Below are 18,601 nucleotides of genomic sequence, written 5' to 3' on the forward strand. Positions count from 1 at the left end.
CTACCAAGCATATAAAGAAGCCCGGTTCAGAGACAGGACTCCGAACCGGGCTTTGCTGTGTGAAGGATGGTACCTATTATCAGTTCTTATTCGCCCTCCGGCGGACCTTCAACTACCCGGTCAGGCAGCTGAGTAACATAACTGTCGGACATGCGCAGCAGCTCCAGCGCCCGGGTGAATTCATCCTCTGTCGATTGAAGCAGATCCGTCCCGTCACCGGATAACGTATAATGCTGGCCGTCCTCGAACCCGCTGCCTGACAGGAACAGCTCTTCATTATTAACGAATGAACCCGTAGGCAGGTAATAGCGCTGCGGCAGCAGGTTATACGCTGTCTGGTTGAGCAGATCCTGTCCGAAGTGGATATGATAGTCCAGCGGGACACCAAGCAGATTGGCAACGGTCGGCAGAATGTCCACCTGGCCGCCTAACTGCTCCTTCAGTGCCGGTGCCGTAACGCCGGTGGCTGAGATGATCAGCGGTATATTAATCAGGTCACGTTCATTATATTCATGTTCCAGTATCTCCTGCAGCAATACCTTATCGGCTTCCTTCAGCGAGAAGATCGGAAGTCCCCGGTGGTCGCCGTAGATTACGATTACACTATTGTCCCATACCCCGCTGCCCTTAAGCTCTTCTATGAACTGGCCGAGGGCATAATCGGCATAATTCTCCGCCCGGATATAGTCGCCGACCAGTGTCCCCTCGTACCGTTCCGGCAGGGTCATCTTGTATTTGCTCTCCGGGATCGAGAACGGATTATGTGACGACATCGAGATGACATGGGCATAGAAGGGCTGTTCACGCTGATCCATCCGCGCAAGCTCGGCAGAGGTCTTTCGGTAGAGGACTTCATCCGATGAGCCGTAGAAGACTGCATCCTCTTCACCGAAGTAGGTTTTGTCGTAATATTGATTGAAGCCCAGCGCCTTATACAGCTCCCCGCGGTTCCAGAACTCTACATTATTGGTATGAAAAGTCGCGGTATCATACCCCTGTGCCTCCAGCAGCTTCGGCAGACTCGGCAGCTCCTTCGGAGCATACTTATCTGTGGCTGGACCGTCCGGCGGCACATAAAAGGAAGTGTTGACGATGAATTCGGCATCCGAGGTATTGCCCTGGCCTACCTGCTGAAAGAACCGGGGGAAATAGTAGCTCCCGCCAGCCAGCTTATTCAGGTTCGGCGTGATTTCGGTTCCGTCCACCGACAGGTTGATCAGGAAGTTCTGGAGCGACTCCATCTGCAGGATGATCAGATTCTTGCCCTTGGCAGCTCCGAACAGGACTGGATCAGCCTTCTGCTGAATGCCCTTTGTCCTATCGATGCCGGCCTGAGAGATTTGCGCAGGGTCCATGGGCTCCTCTGCGGGTTCACGCAGCAGGGCGTAAGCTTCATAATTGAGAATGCCCATCTGCTCTGCCTTGACATTCTCGTTCATACTGGCTTTATTGGGGAAGATATTCATCATGCACAGCGTAAGCGAGATACAGAACAGGATAGCTACCGCCTTGCGGTTGCTGGGGCGGGACATGGAATGCTTCCAGGCCAGCGCTTTCTTCCGTCTGAGCATGATCAGGCTGATGATAATGATGTCTACGAAGATAAGCATATATTGCGGATGCACGACAGCGAATATACTTTTTTTGACGGCGCCTACCTGCTTGACCTGACCGAAGACTTGGGACGTAGCAATCATTCCAAAATGATTATGATAGACGATGAGAGAGAAGAACAGGACGGTAATGAGCAGATTGACAAGCAGATAGATCGCGACCTTGTGCTTCGTGGCGAACCATTCGATGAGGCAGAACAGCAGCAGCACGAACGGGATTTCCTTCAGCCAGGTGGTCCAGGTTGGACCGTCCTCGAATAAGTAATACCAGGCGAAATAACTCTTCACCAGCATGATCAGCGAGAAGAACAGAATCGACCTTTTTCGAAGCGGACGTGATTCCTTGTAAGGCATTGCGTATGCGCATCCTTTTCTATATAATCCATTAATTCTATTACAGGGCCGAGTTCAAAATCAACCGGATTTAAGGGCAGTTTGGTGAAAAATAAAGGTGAAAATTCGCCGCATATACGTTATTCTCTAAGAAGCATCCGGGAAGTTGAACCGTTGATAAACGAAGCAGGAGGAACAACCATGACAAAAGAATTCTCGCGCCAATATACAGACAGTGTGAAGCAGGAATTATTGAACAGACTCGGCCTGAAGCAGGTGTATTTCAAGGGACAGCAGGGAGAAGACCTGTTATATGAAGCAACGGGCTTTGACCGCGGCACCTCGCATAAGTTCTGTGTTAGAACGCGGAAGGGCACCGTTGACGAATGGGTAGACGGGAAGTGGATGAAGGTCCGCAGCTTCTCGATTGCCGCCAAACAGGAGGGATCAGAATGAGCAGCTATTCCCATTTGCAGTTACAGGTACAGCCTTTGACAGAGATCAAGCATCTGAAGATTCATGGCAGAACGACCGGAGCGCTTAACCCCCTGACGTTATTCTGGACGGGCAGTGCGATAGAGGTGAACCTCCAGGCCTCTGAGCTGTGGCTTGAAGTGGAGTCCGGTTACGATCATCACGAGTCTTGGATTAGTATATTGATTAACTCCGTTCCCGTCAGCAGACAGATGGTGAATGCCGGAAGGCACTGGGTCTGCGTATTCAGAGGAATGAACCCTGAGCGGGTGAAGAATATCCGGATTGTAAAAGAGGTCCAGGCGATGAGCGGGGACCCCGGCGCTTATCTTCAGTTCCATGCGGTCCGCACAGACGGCAGCTTCCTGCCTGTTGAAGACAAGCCGTACCGGCTGGAGTTCATCGGTGACAGCATCACCTCAGGGGAAGGCGTCATCGGGGCCAAGACCGAAGAGGATTGGATTCCTGCCTGGTTCAGCGGCGTTCATAACTATACAGCAATGACTGCTGAGTCCGTTGAGGCCGATTTCCGGGTGATCTCACAGAGCGGATGGGGCGTGCTCTCCAGCTGGGACAACAATCCGCGAGGCAATATCCCTGACATCTACGAGCAGGTCTGCGGTCTGCTGACCGGTCCCCGTAATGAAGCGCTTGGGGCGCATGCGATGAATGATTTTGCGGCCTGGCAGCCGGATGTGGTAGTAGTCAACCTGGGCACCAATGATGACGGCGCGTTCAACTCCCCCGAGTGGCTGGATGAGGACACCGGACGTATCTATAAGCAGCGGCTGAATGAAGACGGAAGCTATCATGAGGAGGATCTGGCCGCCTTCGAGGCCGCAGTCACGAGGTTCCTGGCGAAGCTCAGAAGCTATAACCCCGGGGCCCATCTTCTCTGGGTGTATGGAATGCTGGGCCTCTCCCTGATGCCGGCGATCTGCCGGGCGGTGGATGGGTACATGAGGTCTACGGGCGACAAGAACGTGTCGGTGTTCCAGCTGCCGAATGTGACGAATGAGACAATGGGCGCGCGGACCCATCCGGGCCTGCCGGCGCACGAGCAGACTGCCGGGGAGTTAAGCGGCTATATCCGGGGACTTTTGTCAGGGTCTTAACAGTAACGGCATATCCATTGAACAGTATAAGTTGCGGGAGCGCTCATCAGCTGATGAGCGCTTTGTGCTGCAATTCATCTGCTTGACAAACAAACCGTCTGGACGGTATAGTAAATGACGAGGTGATGATTGTGAACAGTAATTCCAAACGCAGTCTGATTCTGGCTGCAGCTTCAACGATTGTTAGGAATAGCGGAATTGAGAAGCTTACACTTGAAGCGGTGGCTGCTGAAGCAGGAGTGAGCAAGGGCGGTCTGCTGCACCATTTTCCGAGTAAAGACGCATTAATCTACAGTATGGTTTCGGGCATCACAAATGATTTCGTTGCAGATGTCCAGAAGAGGGCGGCCCAGGATACGCGGGAGCAAGGGAAGTGGAGCCGTGCTTATTTGCAGTCTACCGTGGAAGCTGATCAGGATGGGCAGGACATGAATGTTGCTCTTAACGCAGCGCTTTTTACAAACGGTGAATTGCTGGATGAATTAAGGAAGCATTACACCGTCTGGCAAGAGAACATCGAGAATGATGGGCTGGACCCGGTAATTGGCTCCATTGTCCGGCTGGCTGTAGACGGCCTGTGGTTATCGGAGGTATTCGGGATCGGCGAGATCAGCGATGACATGCGTGATAAGGTCATCCGGAAATTATATGAAATGATTCATTAAGGAGGCAACCCCATTGAATGCTTATGTGTTACTATCCTTAGCCATTGTGAGTGAGGTCTTCGGCAGCTCTATGCTTAAGGCATCGAACGGTTTCAAAAAGCTGCTTCCCTCCATTGCGGTGGTCGCTGGCATGGGCCTGGCGTTCTTCAATCTGTCACTGGCGCTGAAAGAAATCCCGCTCGGGACAGCTTATGCCATCTGGTCTGGCGTGGGAACGGCGTTAACTGCATTGGTTGGCGTGCTGGTCTATAAGGAACGTCTGAATGTGCGAAAAATAGCAGGCTTAATCCTCATCATTGGCGGTGTGGTTCTGCTGAAGCTGTCAACGGGGGTGTAGAGATGAGAGGTTACTTAGCGCTAAGCATTGCTATTATTTCAGAAATCTTCGGTACGACTATGCTTAAGCTCTCCGATGGATTCAGCAGTGTGCTGCCGTCGATCGGAGTAGTGCTTGGAATGGGCCTGGCTTTTTACTGCTTATCGATCAGTCTTCGCACCATACCTCTGAGCCTGGCTTATGCCATCTGGTCTGGCGTGGGGACAGCGCTGACAGCACTGATCGGCATCCTGATCTGGAATGATCCGTTCAATCTGCTCACCGGCATAAGTCTACTGATCATTATCGGGGGGCTGGTGCTGCTGAATTCACCGGATAAGGCTTGCGGGGAAAACGCCCCTGAAGCTGCGGAGAATTAGGTCTTGCTTATCAAGCCTCCGGTATGCTGAAATGGAAGTAGGCAACGTGCAGGAAGTGAGCGAGAAGGAGCAACCGGAATGAGGAAAACGTACCTGATAGCCGCCATATGGCTCAGCCTATTGCTGCTGGCGGCATGTAGCGATGGCGCCGGCAGCGGTTCTGGCGGGAAGATTGCCGATACCAGCCTAAGTGCAGGTCCGACTGAGGATGCAGCTCTCCATGTGCATACTGCCAGATCGGGTCAACCGCAGAGCAGCAGTCAACCCTACCTCGGCAGGGTCTTTAAGGTTGTGGTAGATCCGGGACACGGCGGTGAAGATCCCGGGGCAGTCTCCGTCAGCGGACGGCTGGAGAAGGATTTCAATCTGAGCCTGTCAGAGAAAATTGCAGCCCAGGTGGAGCAGGACCCGCAGATTGAGATCGGGCTTACAAGGACCGGGGATGCTTTTATCTCTTCACAAGAGCTGTTCCGGCCCCAGTTCGCCAATAACCTGCCCGCAGACCTGTTCATTTCCATTCATGGCAATACCTATGAGGAGGCATCAGCATCGGGTACAGAAACCTTTTATTATCATGAAGAATCCTTGGCTTGGGCCGAGACTATACATAAGCATGTCATTCAAGCTACCGGTCTCAAAGACCGCGGCGTGAAGAAAGGGAATTTCTTCGTTCTGCGCGATACTGTAATGCCGTCGGTGCTGCTGGAGCTGGGCTATTTAACGAATCCCGGCGACGAGGCGAAGATGTGGACCTCCGGGTTCCAGGAGAGCGTGGCCTCTGCTGTTGTGGATGCCGTTAGGGAGTATCTGGGGCTGGAGTGATGGATCACTATGATGTCAAAATGCACAAGGAGAAGCCTATGAACCGGATTTTAATTCTCGGATCAGGAGGATCAGGCAAGTCTACCCTGGCCCGTCAGCTTGGTGCTCTTCTACATCTGCCGGTTGTACATCTGGATACCCTTTTCTGGAACCCGGGCTGGGTCCCTAAGCCGGATGAAGAGTGGGATGAACTGGTACGGCAATATACAAATCAGGAGCAATGGATTATAGATGGTAATTATTCAAGGACCATGGATAGCAGACTGAGGCGTGCGGAGGTCATTATTTTTCTGGATTTACCCCGTTTATTATGTATGTACCGGATTGTGAAGCGTCGTGTCATGTACCATAACCAGACCCGGCCGGATATGAATGAAGGCTGCCCAGAGAAGCTGGATTGGGCTTTTGTGAAATGGGTCTGGAACTATAAGGCACGTAGCCGTGCTACTACCCTGGAGAGGCTCAAGCAGGCCGGAGCTCACCAGCAAGTGCTGATCGTAAATACAAGGCGGCAGGTCAAGGAGTTGCTTCATCGCTATGCAGAATGCTAATCAACGCCGCACATACAGTCCCTTGCGGTCCAACTGCAGCTCACTTGAGATTAGAAGCAGGATCAGTTCCTCGATTGCAGATAGAGTGGCCACTAAGCATACAATTATTGTCCAGATCGCCTGATTCACATAGGGGAGCAGCATCGGTGTAAGGAATAGCAGCAATCCGGCAAGCTTGTTACCGTAGGTATGAATGCTGCCGTAGGTGCTGAATTTGCACAGCGCGGTCAGGATGGAGGTTCCCCGGATGACGGCAATCAGCACGACCCACAGGATGAGGCCGAGGGTAAGACCAAGGAACGGATATAAGGTATAGAGTGCAGTGCCTGCCAGTGTCATGTCGGCCACGGAATCGAGCTTGGCACCGAGGTTGCTATCCGTACCGGTCATTCGGGCAATAGGGCCATCCAGCAGATCGGTAATTCCGCACAGGAGGTAGACTATAGTGAAGCCCGTGCCCAGCGGCGCCAGGTACAGCAGCAGAAGAGCCAGTGCGATCCGGCTGAGCGTGATGCAGTTGGGGGCAAGCTTCATGGCAACCTCCCTTTTTAACCATGTAATGGGGATTTCCTGTTTAGCTTATTCGTATATATTCTATGCTTCATTATGCCTCTAAATTTGCGGATTGTCTTTAAATAAGAAAGTACCCGTTAATATGGTGCAGGAACTGTCGGATGCATTCCCTGCGTAGCTGTTAATCTGATGGTGAGGAAAGGGTGGTGCACGGTGAACCTGCTGGAAGATATGAATGCTGCACTCTTCTACATTGAAGAGCATCTGGAGGAAGAGATCGATGTAAAAGTGGCTGCGGGTTACGCATTATGCTCGGAGTATCATTTTACACGGATGTTCTCCTTCCTGGCCGGTATCCCGCTCTCGGAATATATCCGCCGCAGACGTCTTACGCTGGCTGCCTTCAAGCTGCAGGGAAGCCAGCACCGGATTATTGATGTTGCCCTGGAGTATGGATACACTTCGCCGGATGCATTCACAAAAGCCTTTCAGCAGCTTCATGGCGTAACGCCTTCAGAAGCAAGAACGGCAGGGACACCCCTGAAGGCCTTTCCTCGAATGACTTTTCAGTTAACCATCAGAGGAGGCAGTGAAATGAATTACCGTATTGAGGAGAAAGAGAGTTTCCGGATCGTTGGACTCCAGAAAAGGGTAGCTATCCAGTTCAGCGGGGTGAACCCGGAGATTGCTGCCATGTGGCAGAGTCTGAGCATGGAGATGATCGCGGAGCTGAAGGGGCTGTCGGATATGGTTCCGTCAGGGCTGATCAGCGCATCCGTGAATTTCTCGGAAGGACGGATGGATGAACGCGGGGAGCTGGATCATTATATCGGAGTGGCTACCACGCAGGAATGCCCGCCGTCCTACGCCAAGCTTGAGGTTCCAGCATCTGCATGGGCCGTGTTCGAAGTGGTAGGTCCCTTTCCGGGTACGCTCCAGAATGTCTGGGGCCGGATCTATTCCGAATGGTTCCCCTCCTCCAATTACGAGCAGGTCGAAGGGCCGGAGCTGCTGTGGAATGAAAGCAAGGATACCCACTCGCCAACCTTTAAAAGTGAAATATGGATTCCGGTGCGGGAAGTAAAGCGCCCTTAACGGTGCAGGTATACAGCCGGAGCGAACAGGTCTTCCTAACAGAATGAATAGTGTCTCCTACAATCGGGTAATGGTAGTCTAGTATAACTGACTAGGAGGCGTACTTCATGGAATGGACTTTGGAAGATGTGGAAGAGACGAGCAGGCTGCATCCTGAGTCGTTTTTTATTCCCTCCAGACAGGAGCGGGAAGCGCAGGGCACGGGGAGAATGGTGCGATTGCACTTCATGCTGACCCATCCGGCTGAAGAGCAGCCACGGGCTGAACGGATGTGGGTGGAGATCACCGGGAGAGATCCGCTTACCGGGCGGTACACGGGGCTGTTGACCAATACACCGGGAGTTATCCAGTCGCTCCAGCTCGGAGATCCGGTAGAGTTCGAACCCAGACATATCGCCCAGACCATCCTGCGACAAGGAGACCCTGCATGGGTGGAAGCTGGAGAGAAGGCGGGTATGATCACCAGACAATGCCTGACGCCAGGCAGCGGTGTGCGCTGGATGTACCGGGAGGCCCCTACCCGTGAGGAGGACAGCGGCTGGCGGCTGTTCACTGGAGAAGAAGATAACGCTTATCTGAGCGACCCGAAGAATACGGCCATCATGAATGTGTATGATCTGATCGACCGGGACCCGAGCTTGCTGGAGCCTTTTAAAGGAGCTGTGGGTACAGCGTTTGAACGGAGCGGACCGGGTGCCGCGTGGGTAGAAGTGAAGAATTGGCGGTGAGCATGATATACTAGGCTGGCGGACACAGGTGACTGTGGCCCCGGCTTTTTTGCCATATAAGCTTAATTCGTAATCATTCTGTTAATTACATACAGTATTAATAGACATATTGGAGGTGACCAACGTGAGGCCCATATATTACTTGCTGCTGGCCGTACTGCTCATAGCTGGCTGTAGCACCAATAAGGATGCACAACCCGCTCCGGAGCAGCCGGAGGTATTGGGAGAAATGCCTGAAGAGATGCCTGCGGATTTCGATTTTCTCGTCCGTTACGGGTATGGGGAGGTCACTAAGAATGAGATCAATACGTATCAGGATACCGTGGTCAAAGATCTGATCATGAACGGAACGGCCACGGCGGATATTACACTGACTGAAGATGAAATGCGCAGCATCTATGAGCGGATGAGAGGCATCCACATCATGGGGAAGCTGGAGCTTGTGCCCCTCAAGCAGAGCTGCGCGAGGGTACCTTACCAGGAAGACAGCTGGAGGATCACCGTCAACGGCTTCACACGGAATTGGTCCTGGTCTGGCGAGAATTGTGAGCTAACGGAAGATGCAGAGCAGCTGCTGGAGCTGCGGAATTTCATTGCAGACATTGTAGCAGGTAAAGAAGAGTACCAGGCATTACCCGAAGCTGAAGGCGGCTATGATTAAGGAGAACAGCATATAGAGTGTACGACTGCAAGCGTACTCCGCAAGTCCGATCCCAAAGGATCGGATTTTTGGTTTAATGGGATAGGGTAACAGCAACCGGACGAGTAGAAGGAGGTTTAAATACAGTTTAAATATGTCGGTTACTATCCTTATAGATTCAGCAACCAAGGAGGAATAAAGCATGAAGCAGACACAATCAGCAGGGCAGAGCGGCAGCTACGCCATTGAAGCGCAAGGATTGGTCAAAATCTACGGGAGCAACCGGGCCGTGGATGGTGTGGATCTCAAAGTAGGCACAGGAATGATCTATGGGGTGCTGGGTCCCAATGGTGCCGGGAAGACAACCGTAATTCGCATGCTGGCGACCCTGCTTCGGCCTGACGCAGGGTCGGCGCGTATCTTCGGACATGATGTGGCAAAAGAACCGCAGATCGTGCGTCAGTTAATCGGAGTGACGGGTCAATATGCATCGGTGGATGAATCGCTTAGCGCAACGGAGAACCTGGTGATCTTCTCCAGGCTGCATGGCCTGGGACGTGCGGAGTCGCGCAGCAAAGCCTCCGACCTGCTGGAGGAATTCGGCTTGACGGAAGCAGCGAAGCGCCCGCTGAAGAATTTCTCCGGAGGGATGCGCCGGCGGCTGGATCTGGCGGCCAGTCTAATTGCGCAGCCACCGCTCATTTTCCTGGATGAGCCGACAACGGGGCTTGATCCCCGGACGCGCAATCAGATGTGGGAGACGATCCGCAGGCTGGTGAATACGGGATCAACGGTCCTGCTGACGACCCAATATCTTGAAGAAGCAGATCAGCTGGCGGACCGGATTGCCGTTATTGATACCGGTAAGGTGGTTGCAGAGGGAACAGTTGATGAACTCAAGAGCTCGGTGGGCAACTCCTCACTTCACCTGAAGGTGGTCCAACCGCAGCAGTTACTGAAGGCGCGGCAGATTGTGGAGCAGGTGCTTCAGGTACGCTCTAACCTGTCGGCAGAAGCAGCCAAAATTATCGCACCGATGGGGAACGTGGACCGGGTAACCGATCTCTTGATCGCCCTTCGTGAGGCAGGCATACCGCTGCTTGAGATGAGTGTGCAGAAGCCAACGCTGGATGAAGTATTCCTGACCCTAACCGGCCATGGTGTCAAGGAAGACGCGGGGTTTATCCCGGATAGTACACAGAAGAAGGAGGGAGTATTAGCATGAGTACTTTAATTAAGCCGGGTGCAGACCGTAATTTGAAAAACCATACCAGCTTCGGCCAAGTGGTACGTAATTCCTTTACGATGGCCTACAGAGGACTGCTCAAAATCCGGCGTACACCGGAGCAATTGTTTGACGTCACGTTTCAGCCGATTATTTTCACTTTGATGTTCACGTATATTTTCGGCGGGGCGATTGCCGGTGATGTGGCCAGTTATCTGCCGGTAATCATTCCGGGAATTTTGGTGCAGACCGTAATCACGACCTCTGTCGTCACCGGTGTCCAGCTGCGGGAGGACATGGAGAAAGGGGTGTTCGACCGCTTCAAATCGCTGCCGATTGCCCGGATTGCCCCTCTCGCAGGAGCACTGTTAGCAGATACTATACGCTACACGATTGCTACGGTACTTACCTTCGTAATGGGCTACATCATGGGCTTACGGCCGGAAGGCGGCATCGGCGGGGTTGCCCTGGCAGCGGTTCTGGTCATCGGATGCTCTTGGGCCATCAGCTGGATCTTTGCCTTTTTCGGTGTAATCGCCCGCACGGCTTCCAGTGTACAGGGGATTTCAATGATTGTGTTATTCCCGCTAACGTTCCTCTCAAATGCCTTCGTGCCGGTTGATACGATGCCGAAATGGCTTCAGTGGTTCGTGAATAACAATCCGATCTCGCATCTGGTCACTGCTGTCCGTGAACTGGTCAACCATGGAACGGTAGGCAGTGATCTGGTCTACTCGCTGATCGGAGCCGCTGTGATTGTGGCGGTCTTCGCTCCGATTACCGTACGTGCGTATATGCGCCGGACGTAAGACTGGTTCGGTAATACGTCAACGAATGCAGGGATGCATCTGTTGGCGTTTTTTTGTATGCTAAAAACCGAACACAATGTGACCAGTCGCTGTCAGGAACCTTGAATCCATTCTACTAGGGATAGCTCATAGTCTATAAAAGTCTGTAATTCACCATGCTGATCTGCCCAGGCATTCTTTCGCACCGCTATTTTCCGGAAGCCGAGTTTCTCATACACATGCTGTGCTCTGGTGTTCTTAAGATTCGTATCCAGTATGATCTTGTGAAACCCCTGTGCTTCAAACAAATAGCGGATCAGCATTCCCAAACATCGTGTGCCTATCCCTTTGTTTTGTTGGTTGAAATCACAGATTTTGATACCAATCTCCGCCACATGTCCAGAAACCGCACTGTAGCTCATTTCTCCTGCAGGAGTACCATCGATTTCCAGAATCAGACGTCCTTTACGTTCAGAATCTGTCCCGGTCTGCAATTGGATTAACACCTCTTGTTCAGTGATTCCTAAGCCCTCAGGAAATCCGGCATGCGCCATGACTTCTCCGTCGTTCCACCAGTTGCATAACAGCTCTGTATCGGCCATAGTTGCTTCCCGTATGATCAAGTTTCCTTGTTCCATATACATTTTGTACACCTCCTTGACTCCGGATCATCATAGCTTCATCGTAGCATGCCATGATTTCTGCGAGAATGGAGAGTATTGTTTTATACAAATTGTATTAGGTTTATGAGTATTAGCAGCGATAGATTCAGCAGCAGCCCCAGTATAGATAATTTGTTCCGCTTAACAATTCCAAGCACGCTGATGCAAACAGCGAAGAGCAGAAGGAAGTACACGAGGTACAGGGAAGTGTCGGCGTAGAGTGTCAGGACCTTGGACCCTGCGTCATTCACAAACTCGCCATCATACAGGTTCTTGTACCTACGGTTAGCATAAATTAATACACTGGTGATAAAAACTGAGGATAATAACACAGGAATAGCAGTTAGACCTCTTGTTTTTTTCTCATATCTACCTGCTGTAATGGACCATACCCCATAGATGGCAAATCCCGCAATCAGGCAGATCAAGTACATCTGATAGAACATCAGCCCTTCCTCCCGGTCCCCGGTTCCGCCCCCATTTGGTCCTGAAGCATATAATAGTAAGTTGGTTATGACCAGCATGAAATTTAGGAGTGCGTATTTAACTACACTGATTCCTATTCCTTTGATTTCTAACATTCTTACCTCCGCTAACTTGGGTTATTCTCCAGATGTCCCATTGTCGGTTTGTTTATTAATAGTGACTTCATTTCTATCGATTTCTACTTGATAATTAATTACTTTGTCTTGTTCGAATTTTTCACTAACCTCTTTACTTACAGAGTAGTTCTTTTTGGGATTGAGTGTAATCTTGAAACTGTGATTTCCATTTTTGATCCTGAACTTTGCGACTTCACCAACATTAATATTACTATCAATTTGAGAATTAATGTGTGTGTCGTCTTTTTCATCTACAGTCACAACTACACTTTTCAAAAATAATGGGCTGTTATTAGTAATTGTCAAATTATACTCTTCATTATCTGCTGCCGCGAGACTATTGGAAGTTTCGCCTTCGCACCCCGATAATAAGGTGACTGAAAGTATCAAGAGTATAGTTGGAATTCTGAGTGGTTTAAAAGTCATATGCATCTTCTCCAAATGTATGATTTATAAATCAGCCGATACCTCTCTAACCAATATAATACAAAAGATAGGAGAAAGTAAGTTTATAATCCAAATATTACTTTTTGGTAAATTGAACGCTAAGAAAATAGTTTCATTACTGTATCACATACTTCCTCCCCCTTTAGGAAAATTTATACTATAACTATTGACCAAGGGGAGATTCCGCTGAAAAGAAATCTGCGAGTCATTACCATCCTGCTAATTATCGCGCTTATAACCAACGGGCTAGCACCAGCTCAACGTACCGCAGCAGATCCGCAACCACAGCTACAGAATCCGCAGCAAGACTCCCGGGAGCTGCAACTGCAGGACATGCTTGTCCTCCAATTGCTTCCCTATATGGATGATCGGCTGAAGTCAGCCTATTTCAGTCTTTTAACCACCAGTCCTGAGCTTTATCCGTATTTCGTTCAAGTAGAACACTTGGAGCGGGTGAACGGCTTTCGCGGCTTTGACTTTCAGATTACGCTGAGAGCCTTCCCTACAGTGGGACCGCATATCAGTGTGGGAGAGGATTTGTTCACTTATAGAATCTCACCATCGAAAGTTGAGCTTGTAGAGTATAAGCATATAAAGGGACCGGAGGTATACGATTTTCCGCCAAATTACCTGGATATGTTGAGAAAGATGTAATTGAAGCCGCTTTTTTCATAAACCTTCTGGAGTTGTGGCGCGTTAGCCTTTATAATATGACGAGAATATAGAATAAAGGAAAAGGTGTAACTTCATGAGCATATTAAATGTAGAAAAGCTAAGTCACGGCTTCGGCGACCGGGCCATCTTCACAGATGTCTCTTTCCGTCTGCTGAAGGGCGAGCATATTGGTCTGATTGGTGCGAATGGTGAAGGTAAGTCCACCTTCATGAATATCATTACCGGTAAGCTGCAGCCGGACGAAGGCAAGGTGGAATGGGCGAAGCGGATGCGCGCCGGTTATCTGGACCAGCATGCGGTGCTTCAGCAGGGGCAATCCATCCGGGATGTGCTGCGCGGGGCCTTCCAATACCTGTTCGATATGGAACAGGAGATGAACGATATGTACGGCAAGATGGGGGATGTGACCCCTGAAGAGCTGGAGCAGCTGCTGGAGGATGTCGGAACGATTCAGGACATGCTGACCAGCCAGGACTTCTATATGATCGATGCCAAAATCGATGAAACCGCACGTGGACTGGGCTTAACCGACATCGGTCTGGACAAGGATGTCAACGACCTCAGCGGCGGTCAGCGGACCAAGGTGCTGCTGGCGAAGCTGCTGCTGGAGAAGCCGGACATTCTGCTGCTCGATGAGCCTACGAACTATCTGGATGAACAGCATATCAACTGGCTGAAGCGTTATCTGCTGGATTATGAGAATGCCTTCATTCTGATCTCGCATGACATTCCGTTCCTGAATAGCGTGATCAACCTGATCTACCATATGGAGAACCAGTCGCTGTCGCGTTACGTGGGCGATTATGAATATTTCCAGCAGGTGTATGAAGCGAAGAAGTCACAGCTGGAATCCGCGTTCAAGCGCCAGCAGCAGGAGATTGCCGATCTGAAGGACTTCGTGGCCCGCAACAAGGCGAGTGTAGCGACTCGCAACATGGCGATGTCCCGGCAGAAGAAGCTGGATAAGATGGAGGTCATCGAGATTGCCAAGGAGAAGCCGAAGCCGCAGTTCAACTTCAAGCAGGGGCGGACCTCCGGCAAAATGGTTTTTGAGACCAAAGATCTGGTGATCGGGTATGATTCCCCATTGTCGCGTCCGCTGGACCTGAGCATGGAGCGGGGTCAGAAGATTGCTCTCGTCGGAGCGAACGGTATCGGTAAAACCACGCTGCTGCGCAGTATTCTCGGCCAGATCCAGCCTATCTCGGGCACAGCCCGGCTTGGCGATCTGCTGGAGATCGGGTATTTCGAGCAGGAAATGAAGGAATCTAATTATAACACCTGTATTGAGGAGATCTGGAACGAATTCCCTTCCTACTCCCAATTCGAGATTCGTGCAGCACTGGCGAAGTGCGGCCTGACCACCAAGCATATTGAGAGCAAAATCGCTGTCCTGAGCGGCGGCGAGAAGGCCAAGGTACGTCTGTGCAAGCTGATTAACCGGGAGAGCAATCTGCTGGTACTCGATGAGCCTACCAACCATCTCGATGTCGATGCGAAGGAAGAATTGCAGCGTGCGCTCCAAGCGTATAAGGGCAGCATTCTGCTGATCTCGCATGAGCCTGAATTCTACCGTGATATCGTGACCGATACCTGGAACTGCGAATCGTGGACGACCAAAGTCTTCTAGAGAACCGAACCGGCAATAACGCCGGTGTTGAGCTTGACCCGTAGGAGGGTACTTTGCGAAAAGTGACTCTTGCGGGTCATTCGTATTACAGTGGAGTAAGAATGCAGGGGGATCATATGAACGTAGTGAATGAGGAGACAGTCGTGAAGCCATCCAAACGCAGTCTGGTCAATATCATTATTGACGGCATTTCTGGTATTTTTCTTCCCATAGTTAATATATTGAGCGCGGCAGGAATCATGAAAGGGCTTCTGGCTGGTGCAGTGGCGCTGGAGCTTCTAAGCAAGACGGAAGGCACCTATACGGTGCTGAATGCTATGGCGGACAGTCTGTTTCATTACCTTCCGCTGCTGCTGGCGTTTACAGCAGCCCGTAAATTCGGGGCGAATCCTTTTACGGCGGTCGTTATAGGCGGGGTTATGCTATATCCCAGTCTGACTACACTATTTGCGAACAACGAAGTCATTGAGTTTATGGGCATGAGCATCAAGCCGGTGAATTATCCTGCAAGCGCTATTCCCATCATCCTGGCGGTAGGCCTGCTGGTCTATGTCGAGCGATTCTGTGTCAAAATATTGCCGGAGGTCATCCGCGGCTTCTTCACTCCGCTGATCTCCGTGATCGTGGTATCGTCGGTGACGCTGCTGGTATTCGGACCGATGGGGGCGCTGGCCGGTGACGCCCTGGCAGACGGGTACCGTACAGTGTATAATCTCAGCTCAGTCGGCGCCGGAATGGTGCTGGGGGCGATCATTCAGCCGATGGTCATCTTCGGACTGCACTGGAGTCTGGTGCCGCTGGCGATCAATAATATCAGCACGGGCGGTTCAGACACCATCCTCGCGCTGATGGGTCCCGCCGCATTTGCCCAGGCAGGAGCAGCGCTTGCGGTATTCATCAAAGCCAAAGACAAGCAGTTCCGCACCTTAAGCCTGTCAGCATCGATATCGGCCTTGTTCGGTGTCACCGAGCCAGCAATGTTCGGGGTCAATCTGCCGCTGCGTAAGCCGATGATTATTGTCTGCATTGCAGGCTCGATTGGCGGCGGGATGGTCGGGATGTTCGGCTCGTCTGCGATTTCATTCGCTTTTCCGGGGCTGGCTACGCTGCCTGCTTATCTGGGGGAAGGGTTCGGCGGCTTCCTGATCGCATGTACCACCGGGTTCCTGATAGCCCTGATTGCAACGTTGTGCGTGAAGCTTGGACCGGAGCCAGCCGTCGAACCACTTGCCAAGTCCTAGCTAAGGAGGATTACATATGAGAGCCATTAGAAGAACGAAGACGGTGGAAGGGACTTCCATTCCCGGAATCATCCATAACGGAGGAAGTTACTTCTATATTAATGTTGATGTGTACGAAGACGGCATGGTCAACTGCTGGGAGCTTACAGATCTTAAGGGCTTATCCGGCAAAATAAATTCAGGCTGGTTAACGCCGGCAGTCCCCTCCGGGAAGCAGCTGTCCATTCATGGACTGGGTGCGTATACGGTAGAGTCGGCGAAGTGGACTTACAATGAAGCGGGTTATTATCAGCATGTGAAGGATACGGTGGCCCGTCTGAATCCTGAGCTTACGAATATCTATGACATTTCTCTTAGTGAGCAGCAGCGCAATGAGACGCGCCGGATCGCCCTTTCGCCAACAGCCACGGAATTCTATGTCAACAGCGAAATGTTCTACCAGACGACGGAGGGCAAAAGTATCCATCTGTTCATGAAGTATAGCGGCGCAGTATACCTGGTCGATGTTGTAATATACAAGGACGGAAAGGTTGCGGTCTATAACCTGCCTGCTGAAGCAGAATATACGCTGGAGGAGCTGGACGGGCTTTTTGCAGACGGGACGCTCTTTACTACCCTGAATGTTTCCACTCCAGTCCGTATTCTGCAATTGGGCGTGGTTACGTTAGGCGAATCCCTATACTCTGCCGATGCGGAAGAGAAGCTCAAAGAGCTGCACAACCTTCACAAGCAGCTAAACGGCGGGCAAACGGCGCATGAAGCGTGCCGGGCTGCCTATTACGCTTATCTGGAGAATCCGGGTGAATACTACCGGGAGCAGCTTAGAATCAAATATGAGCTTGTCCCGGAGCATGAACGGATGTACCTGGGCGATATGGATACGAAGGATTGGGATTACCAGCGAATCCTGTATCATCCCGAAGAGACACGCGAAGTGTAAACGGGACAGGATTTTCTACGCGTTGGATGCTATACTACTATAAGTGATGAAGTGAAGAGATAGAGGGTGGCAGGATGGAGACAATCAGCTTTCATTATGGACGGCATATTTCCAAGGTGGCACGGGCATTATATTTCCACTCGTGGAAATCCATACTGTCCATTGGCGTTCAAGCGGTATTTATAGCGGTGTGCATGATTCTGTATACTCAGAACCAATCGGTTATTCTGCTCGGCATATCGATTACGCTGGTTCTGACCATGGGAATGTCAATTGTGATGCGAACCTTGCTTTTACCGAAGATATTGTCGGCAGATACAAGGTACAATAAGGACTTTGAATATCTGTTCGATGCAGAGGGGATCAATTTCAGTCCGGAGAAGGACGCTTCCGTCATGACATGGGGCTCTTTCACCCGGGTATGGGAGAACCAGAGCTACTATCTGCTGTTCCATGGGCCACAAGAATATTGGTTCGTTGCCAAGCAATCGTTCGAGGATGCCGCACAGGAGCATAAATTCAGAACGTATGTGTCAGATCACCGCAAGATTGTCAGTGGCGTGATTTGGTGACAAAAAAGAAGGACATGCTACCCGCGCATGTCCTTTTCTATATCCGGGAGCGGATAACTAGCTGCAGCTATACCCGCCAAAAGCTTGTGCAATCCGCCTTGTCGGCAATATTGTACTCGATTAGCTGTCTCAGCAGGCCGTAATCCACCGGATTCGTCCATTTCATGCGGATCAGCAGCTTGGTGTGATCTACTCCGCCTTGCTTCAGGATCTCTTCGAAATGATCCATGCCTGCTTTTTCCGGGGCGACAGCCATATGCCCTTTGGCTACACTGAAGCCGATAATGTATGTTCCGTGATCGGTGAACATCGGCTGGTTCCAGCCAATTCTCGGTTCGAGCTGCGGGAACTCCTGCAACACCCAGGCGAGTACTTCCTCCACCGTTGCCTGATGGACCGGATTATCAATCTTCGCCAGATACTCTGCAAACACATCCATGGTTCGTCCTCCTGATCTATGTCAGCCCTTATGCCCTCCATAATATCTTGTAGCCGCAGGATAGTCAAAAATTTTAATGAATAAATTTTAGTGTACTTTGCGAGAGTAGAGTATGAATGAGGGAACATCCTATGG

At 51.1% G+C, this 18,601-nt stretch carries 23 protein-coding genes; 17 read left to right on the forward strand and 6 right to left on the reverse strand.

Annotated elements, in window-relative coordinates; translation table 11 throughout:
• Positions 1-86: 86 nt before the first annotated feature.
• Positions 87-1,967 (reverse strand): LTA synthase family protein, encoded by a 1,881-nt coding sequence (locus NSS64_RS09035; protein WP_341139886.1) that lies wholly within the window; start codon positions 1,965-1,967, stop codon positions 87-89.
• 180 nt (positions 1,968-2,147) lie between these two features.
• On the opposite strand from NSS64_RS09035, the gene NSS64_RS09040 reads away from it, so the two are divergent.
• The 7 genes from NSS64_RS09040 to NSS64_RS09070 all read left to right on the forward strand — a co-directional run bounded on the left by NSS64_RS09040 (position 2,148) and on the right by NSS64_RS09070 (position 6,269).
• Positions 2,148-2,402: a hypothetical protein gene (locus tag NSS64_RS09040; RefSeq protein WP_341139887.1), complete on the forward strand. Its 255-nt coding sequence runs from the start codon at positions 2,148-2,150 to the stop codon at positions 2,400-2,402.
• Positions 2,399-3,535, forward strand: coding sequence for an SGNH/GDSL hydrolase family protein (locus NSS64_RS09045; RefSeq protein ID WP_341139888.1), 1,137 nt, complete (start codon positions 2,399-2,401; stop codon positions 3,533-3,535). The genes NSS64_RS09040 and NSS64_RS09045 overlap by 4 nt, the downstream gene beginning before the upstream one ends.
• A 131-nt stretch (positions 3,536-3,666) precedes the next feature.
• Positions 3,667-4,200 carry a TetR/AcrR family transcriptional regulator gene (locus tag NSS64_RS09050; RefSeq protein ID WP_340939900.1) on the forward strand — a complete coding sequence of 178 codons (534 nt, stop codon included), beginning with the start codon at positions 3,667-3,669 and terminating at the stop codon, positions 4,198-4,200.
• A gap of 13 nt (positions 4,201-4,213) precedes the next feature.
• Positions 4,214-4,537, forward strand: coding sequence for a DMT family transporter (locus NSS64_RS09055; protein WP_036733186.1), 324 nt, complete (start codon positions 4,214-4,216; stop codon positions 4,535-4,537).
• 2 nt (positions 4,538-4,539) lie between these two features.
• Positions 4,540-4,896: a DMT family transporter gene (locus NSS64_RS09060; protein WP_341139889.1), complete on the forward strand. Its 357-nt coding sequence runs from the start codon at positions 4,540-4,542 to the stop codon at positions 4,894-4,896.
• A gap of 78 nt (positions 4,897-4,974) precedes the next feature.
• Positions 4,975-5,718 carry an N-acetylmuramoyl-L-alanine amidase family protein gene (locus NSS64_RS09065; protein WP_341139890.1) on the forward strand — a complete coding sequence of 248 codons (744 nt, stop codon included), beginning with the start codon at positions 4,975-4,977 and terminating at the stop codon, positions 5,716-5,718.
• 38 nt (positions 5,719-5,756) lie between these two features.
• Entirely contained in the window at positions 5,757-6,269 is a 513-nt protein-coding gene (locus tag NSS64_RS09070; protein ID WP_340939905.1) for a DNA topology modulation protein, read from the forward strand.
• Here NSS64_RS09070 and NSS64_RS09075 read toward each other — a convergent pair whose 3' ends face one another.
• The gene (locus NSS64_RS09075) at positions 6,270-6,803 is read right to left on the reverse strand and encodes a CDP-alcohol phosphatidyltransferase family protein (RefSeq protein WP_341139891.1); all 534 of its coding nucleotides are present in this window, start codon (positions 6,801-6,803) and stop codon (positions 6,270-6,272) included.
• A 192-nt stretch (positions 6,804-6,995) separates the two neighbouring features.
• On the opposite strand from NSS64_RS09075, the gene NSS64_RS09080 reads away from it, so the two are divergent.
• The 5 genes from NSS64_RS09080 to NSS64_RS09100 all read left to right on the forward strand — a co-directional run bounded on the left by NSS64_RS09080 (position 6,996) and on the right by NSS64_RS09100 (position 11,279).
• Complete coding sequence (locus NSS64_RS09080) at positions 6,996-7,877, forward strand: AraC family transcriptional regulator (RefSeq protein ID WP_341139892.1); 882 nt, start codon at positions 6,996-6,998, stop codon at positions 7,875-7,877.
• Between the two features lie 107 nt (positions 7,878-7,984).
• On the forward strand, positions 7,985-8,605 hold the full coding sequence (locus tag NSS64_RS09085; RefSeq protein WP_341139893.1) for an immunity protein Imm33 domain-containing protein: 621 nt from the start codon (positions 7,985-7,987) through the stop codon (positions 8,603-8,605).
• 124 nt (positions 8,606-8,729) lie between these two features.
• Positions 8,730-9,266, forward strand: coding sequence for a hypothetical protein (locus NSS64_RS09090; RefSeq protein WP_341139894.1), 537 nt, complete (start codon positions 8,730-8,732; stop codon positions 9,264-9,266).
• 181 nt (positions 9,267-9,447) lie between these two features.
• Positions 9,448-10,470: an ATP-binding cassette domain-containing protein gene (locus NSS64_RS09095; RefSeq protein WP_340993379.1), complete on the forward strand. Its 1,023-nt coding sequence runs from the start codon at positions 9,448-9,450 to the stop codon at positions 10,468-10,470.
• Positions 10,467-11,279 carry an ABC transporter permease gene (locus NSS64_RS09100; RefSeq protein WP_341139895.1) on the forward strand — a complete coding sequence of 271 codons (813 nt, stop codon included), beginning with the start codon at positions 10,467-10,469 and terminating at the stop codon, positions 11,277-11,279. The genes NSS64_RS09095 and NSS64_RS09100 overlap by 4 nt, the downstream gene beginning before the upstream one ends.
• A 92-nt stretch (positions 11,280-11,371) precedes the next feature.
• On the opposite strand, the gene NSS64_RS09105 is transcribed toward NSS64_RS09100, so the two are convergent.
• The 3 genes from NSS64_RS09105 to NSS64_RS09115 all read right to left on the reverse strand — a co-directional run bounded on the left by NSS64_RS09105 (position 11,372) and on the right by NSS64_RS09115 (position 12,948).
• Positions 11,372-11,902 (reverse strand): GNAT family N-acetyltransferase, encoded by a 531-nt coding sequence (locus tag NSS64_RS09105; protein WP_341139896.1) that lies wholly within the window; start codon positions 11,900-11,902, stop codon positions 11,372-11,374.
• Between the two features lie 80 nt (positions 11,903-11,982).
• Positions 11,983-12,501, reverse strand: a complete 519-nt coding sequence (locus NSS64_RS09110) for a hypothetical protein (RefSeq protein WP_341139897.1) — start codon at positions 12,499-12,501, stop codon at positions 11,983-11,985.
• 21 nt (positions 12,502-12,522) lie between these two features.
• On the reverse strand, positions 12,523-12,948 hold the full coding sequence (locus NSS64_RS09115) for a hypothetical protein (RefSeq protein ID WP_341139898.1): 426 nt from the start codon (positions 12,946-12,948) through the stop codon (positions 12,523-12,525).
• Positions 12,949-13,302: 354 nt separating this feature from the next.
• Here NSS64_RS09115 and NSS64_RS09120 point away from each other — a divergent pair, with 354 nt between their 5' ends.
• From NSS64_RS09120 to NSS64_RS09140, 5 genes are all read left to right on the forward strand, one after another.
• Positions 13,303-13,623, forward strand: coding sequence for a DUF3888 domain-containing protein (locus tag NSS64_RS09120; RefSeq protein ID WP_341139899.1), 321 nt, complete (start codon positions 13,303-13,305; stop codon positions 13,621-13,623).
• Between the two features lie 94 nt (positions 13,624-13,717).
• The gene (locus tag NSS64_RS09125; protein WP_341139900.1) at positions 13,718-15,274 is read left to right on the forward strand and encodes an ABC-F family ATP-binding cassette domain-containing protein; all 1,557 of its coding nucleotides are present in this window, start codon (positions 13,718-13,720) and stop codon (positions 15,272-15,274) included.
• Between the two features lie 62 nt (positions 15,275-15,336).
• Positions 15,337-16,515 carry a PTS transporter subunit EIIC gene (locus NSS64_RS09130; protein ID WP_341142789.1) on the forward strand — a complete coding sequence of 393 codons (1,179 nt, stop codon included), beginning with the start codon at positions 15,337-15,339 and terminating at the stop codon, positions 16,513-16,515.
• 16 nt (positions 16,516-16,531) lie between these two features.
• Complete coding sequence (locus NSS64_RS09135; RefSeq protein WP_341139901.1) at positions 16,532-17,455, forward strand: DUF7638 domain-containing protein; 924 nt, start codon at positions 16,532-16,534, stop codon at positions 17,453-17,455.
• Positions 17,456-17,529: 74 nt separating this feature from the next.
• A complete protein-coding gene (locus NSS64_RS09140; protein WP_341139902.1) occupies positions 17,530-18,027 on the forward strand; it encodes a YcxB family protein in 498 nt (165 codons plus the stop codon).
• Between the two features lie 67 nt (positions 18,028-18,094).
• Here NSS64_RS09140 and NSS64_RS09145 read toward each other — a convergent pair whose 3' ends face one another.
• Positions 18,095-18,466: an iron chaperone gene (locus NSS64_RS09145; RefSeq protein ID WP_341139903.1), complete on the reverse strand. Its 372-nt coding sequence runs from the start codon at positions 18,464-18,466 to the stop codon at positions 18,095-18,097.
• Positions 18,467-18,601 lie beyond the last annotated feature (135 nt).

Origin of the sequence: Paenibacillus sp. FSL H8-0122 (assembly GCF_038005345.1) — a bacterium.
In the GTDB taxonomy this organism is placed as follows: domain Bacteria; phylum Bacillota; class Bacilli; order Paenibacillales; family Paenibacillaceae; genus Paenibacillus_AQ.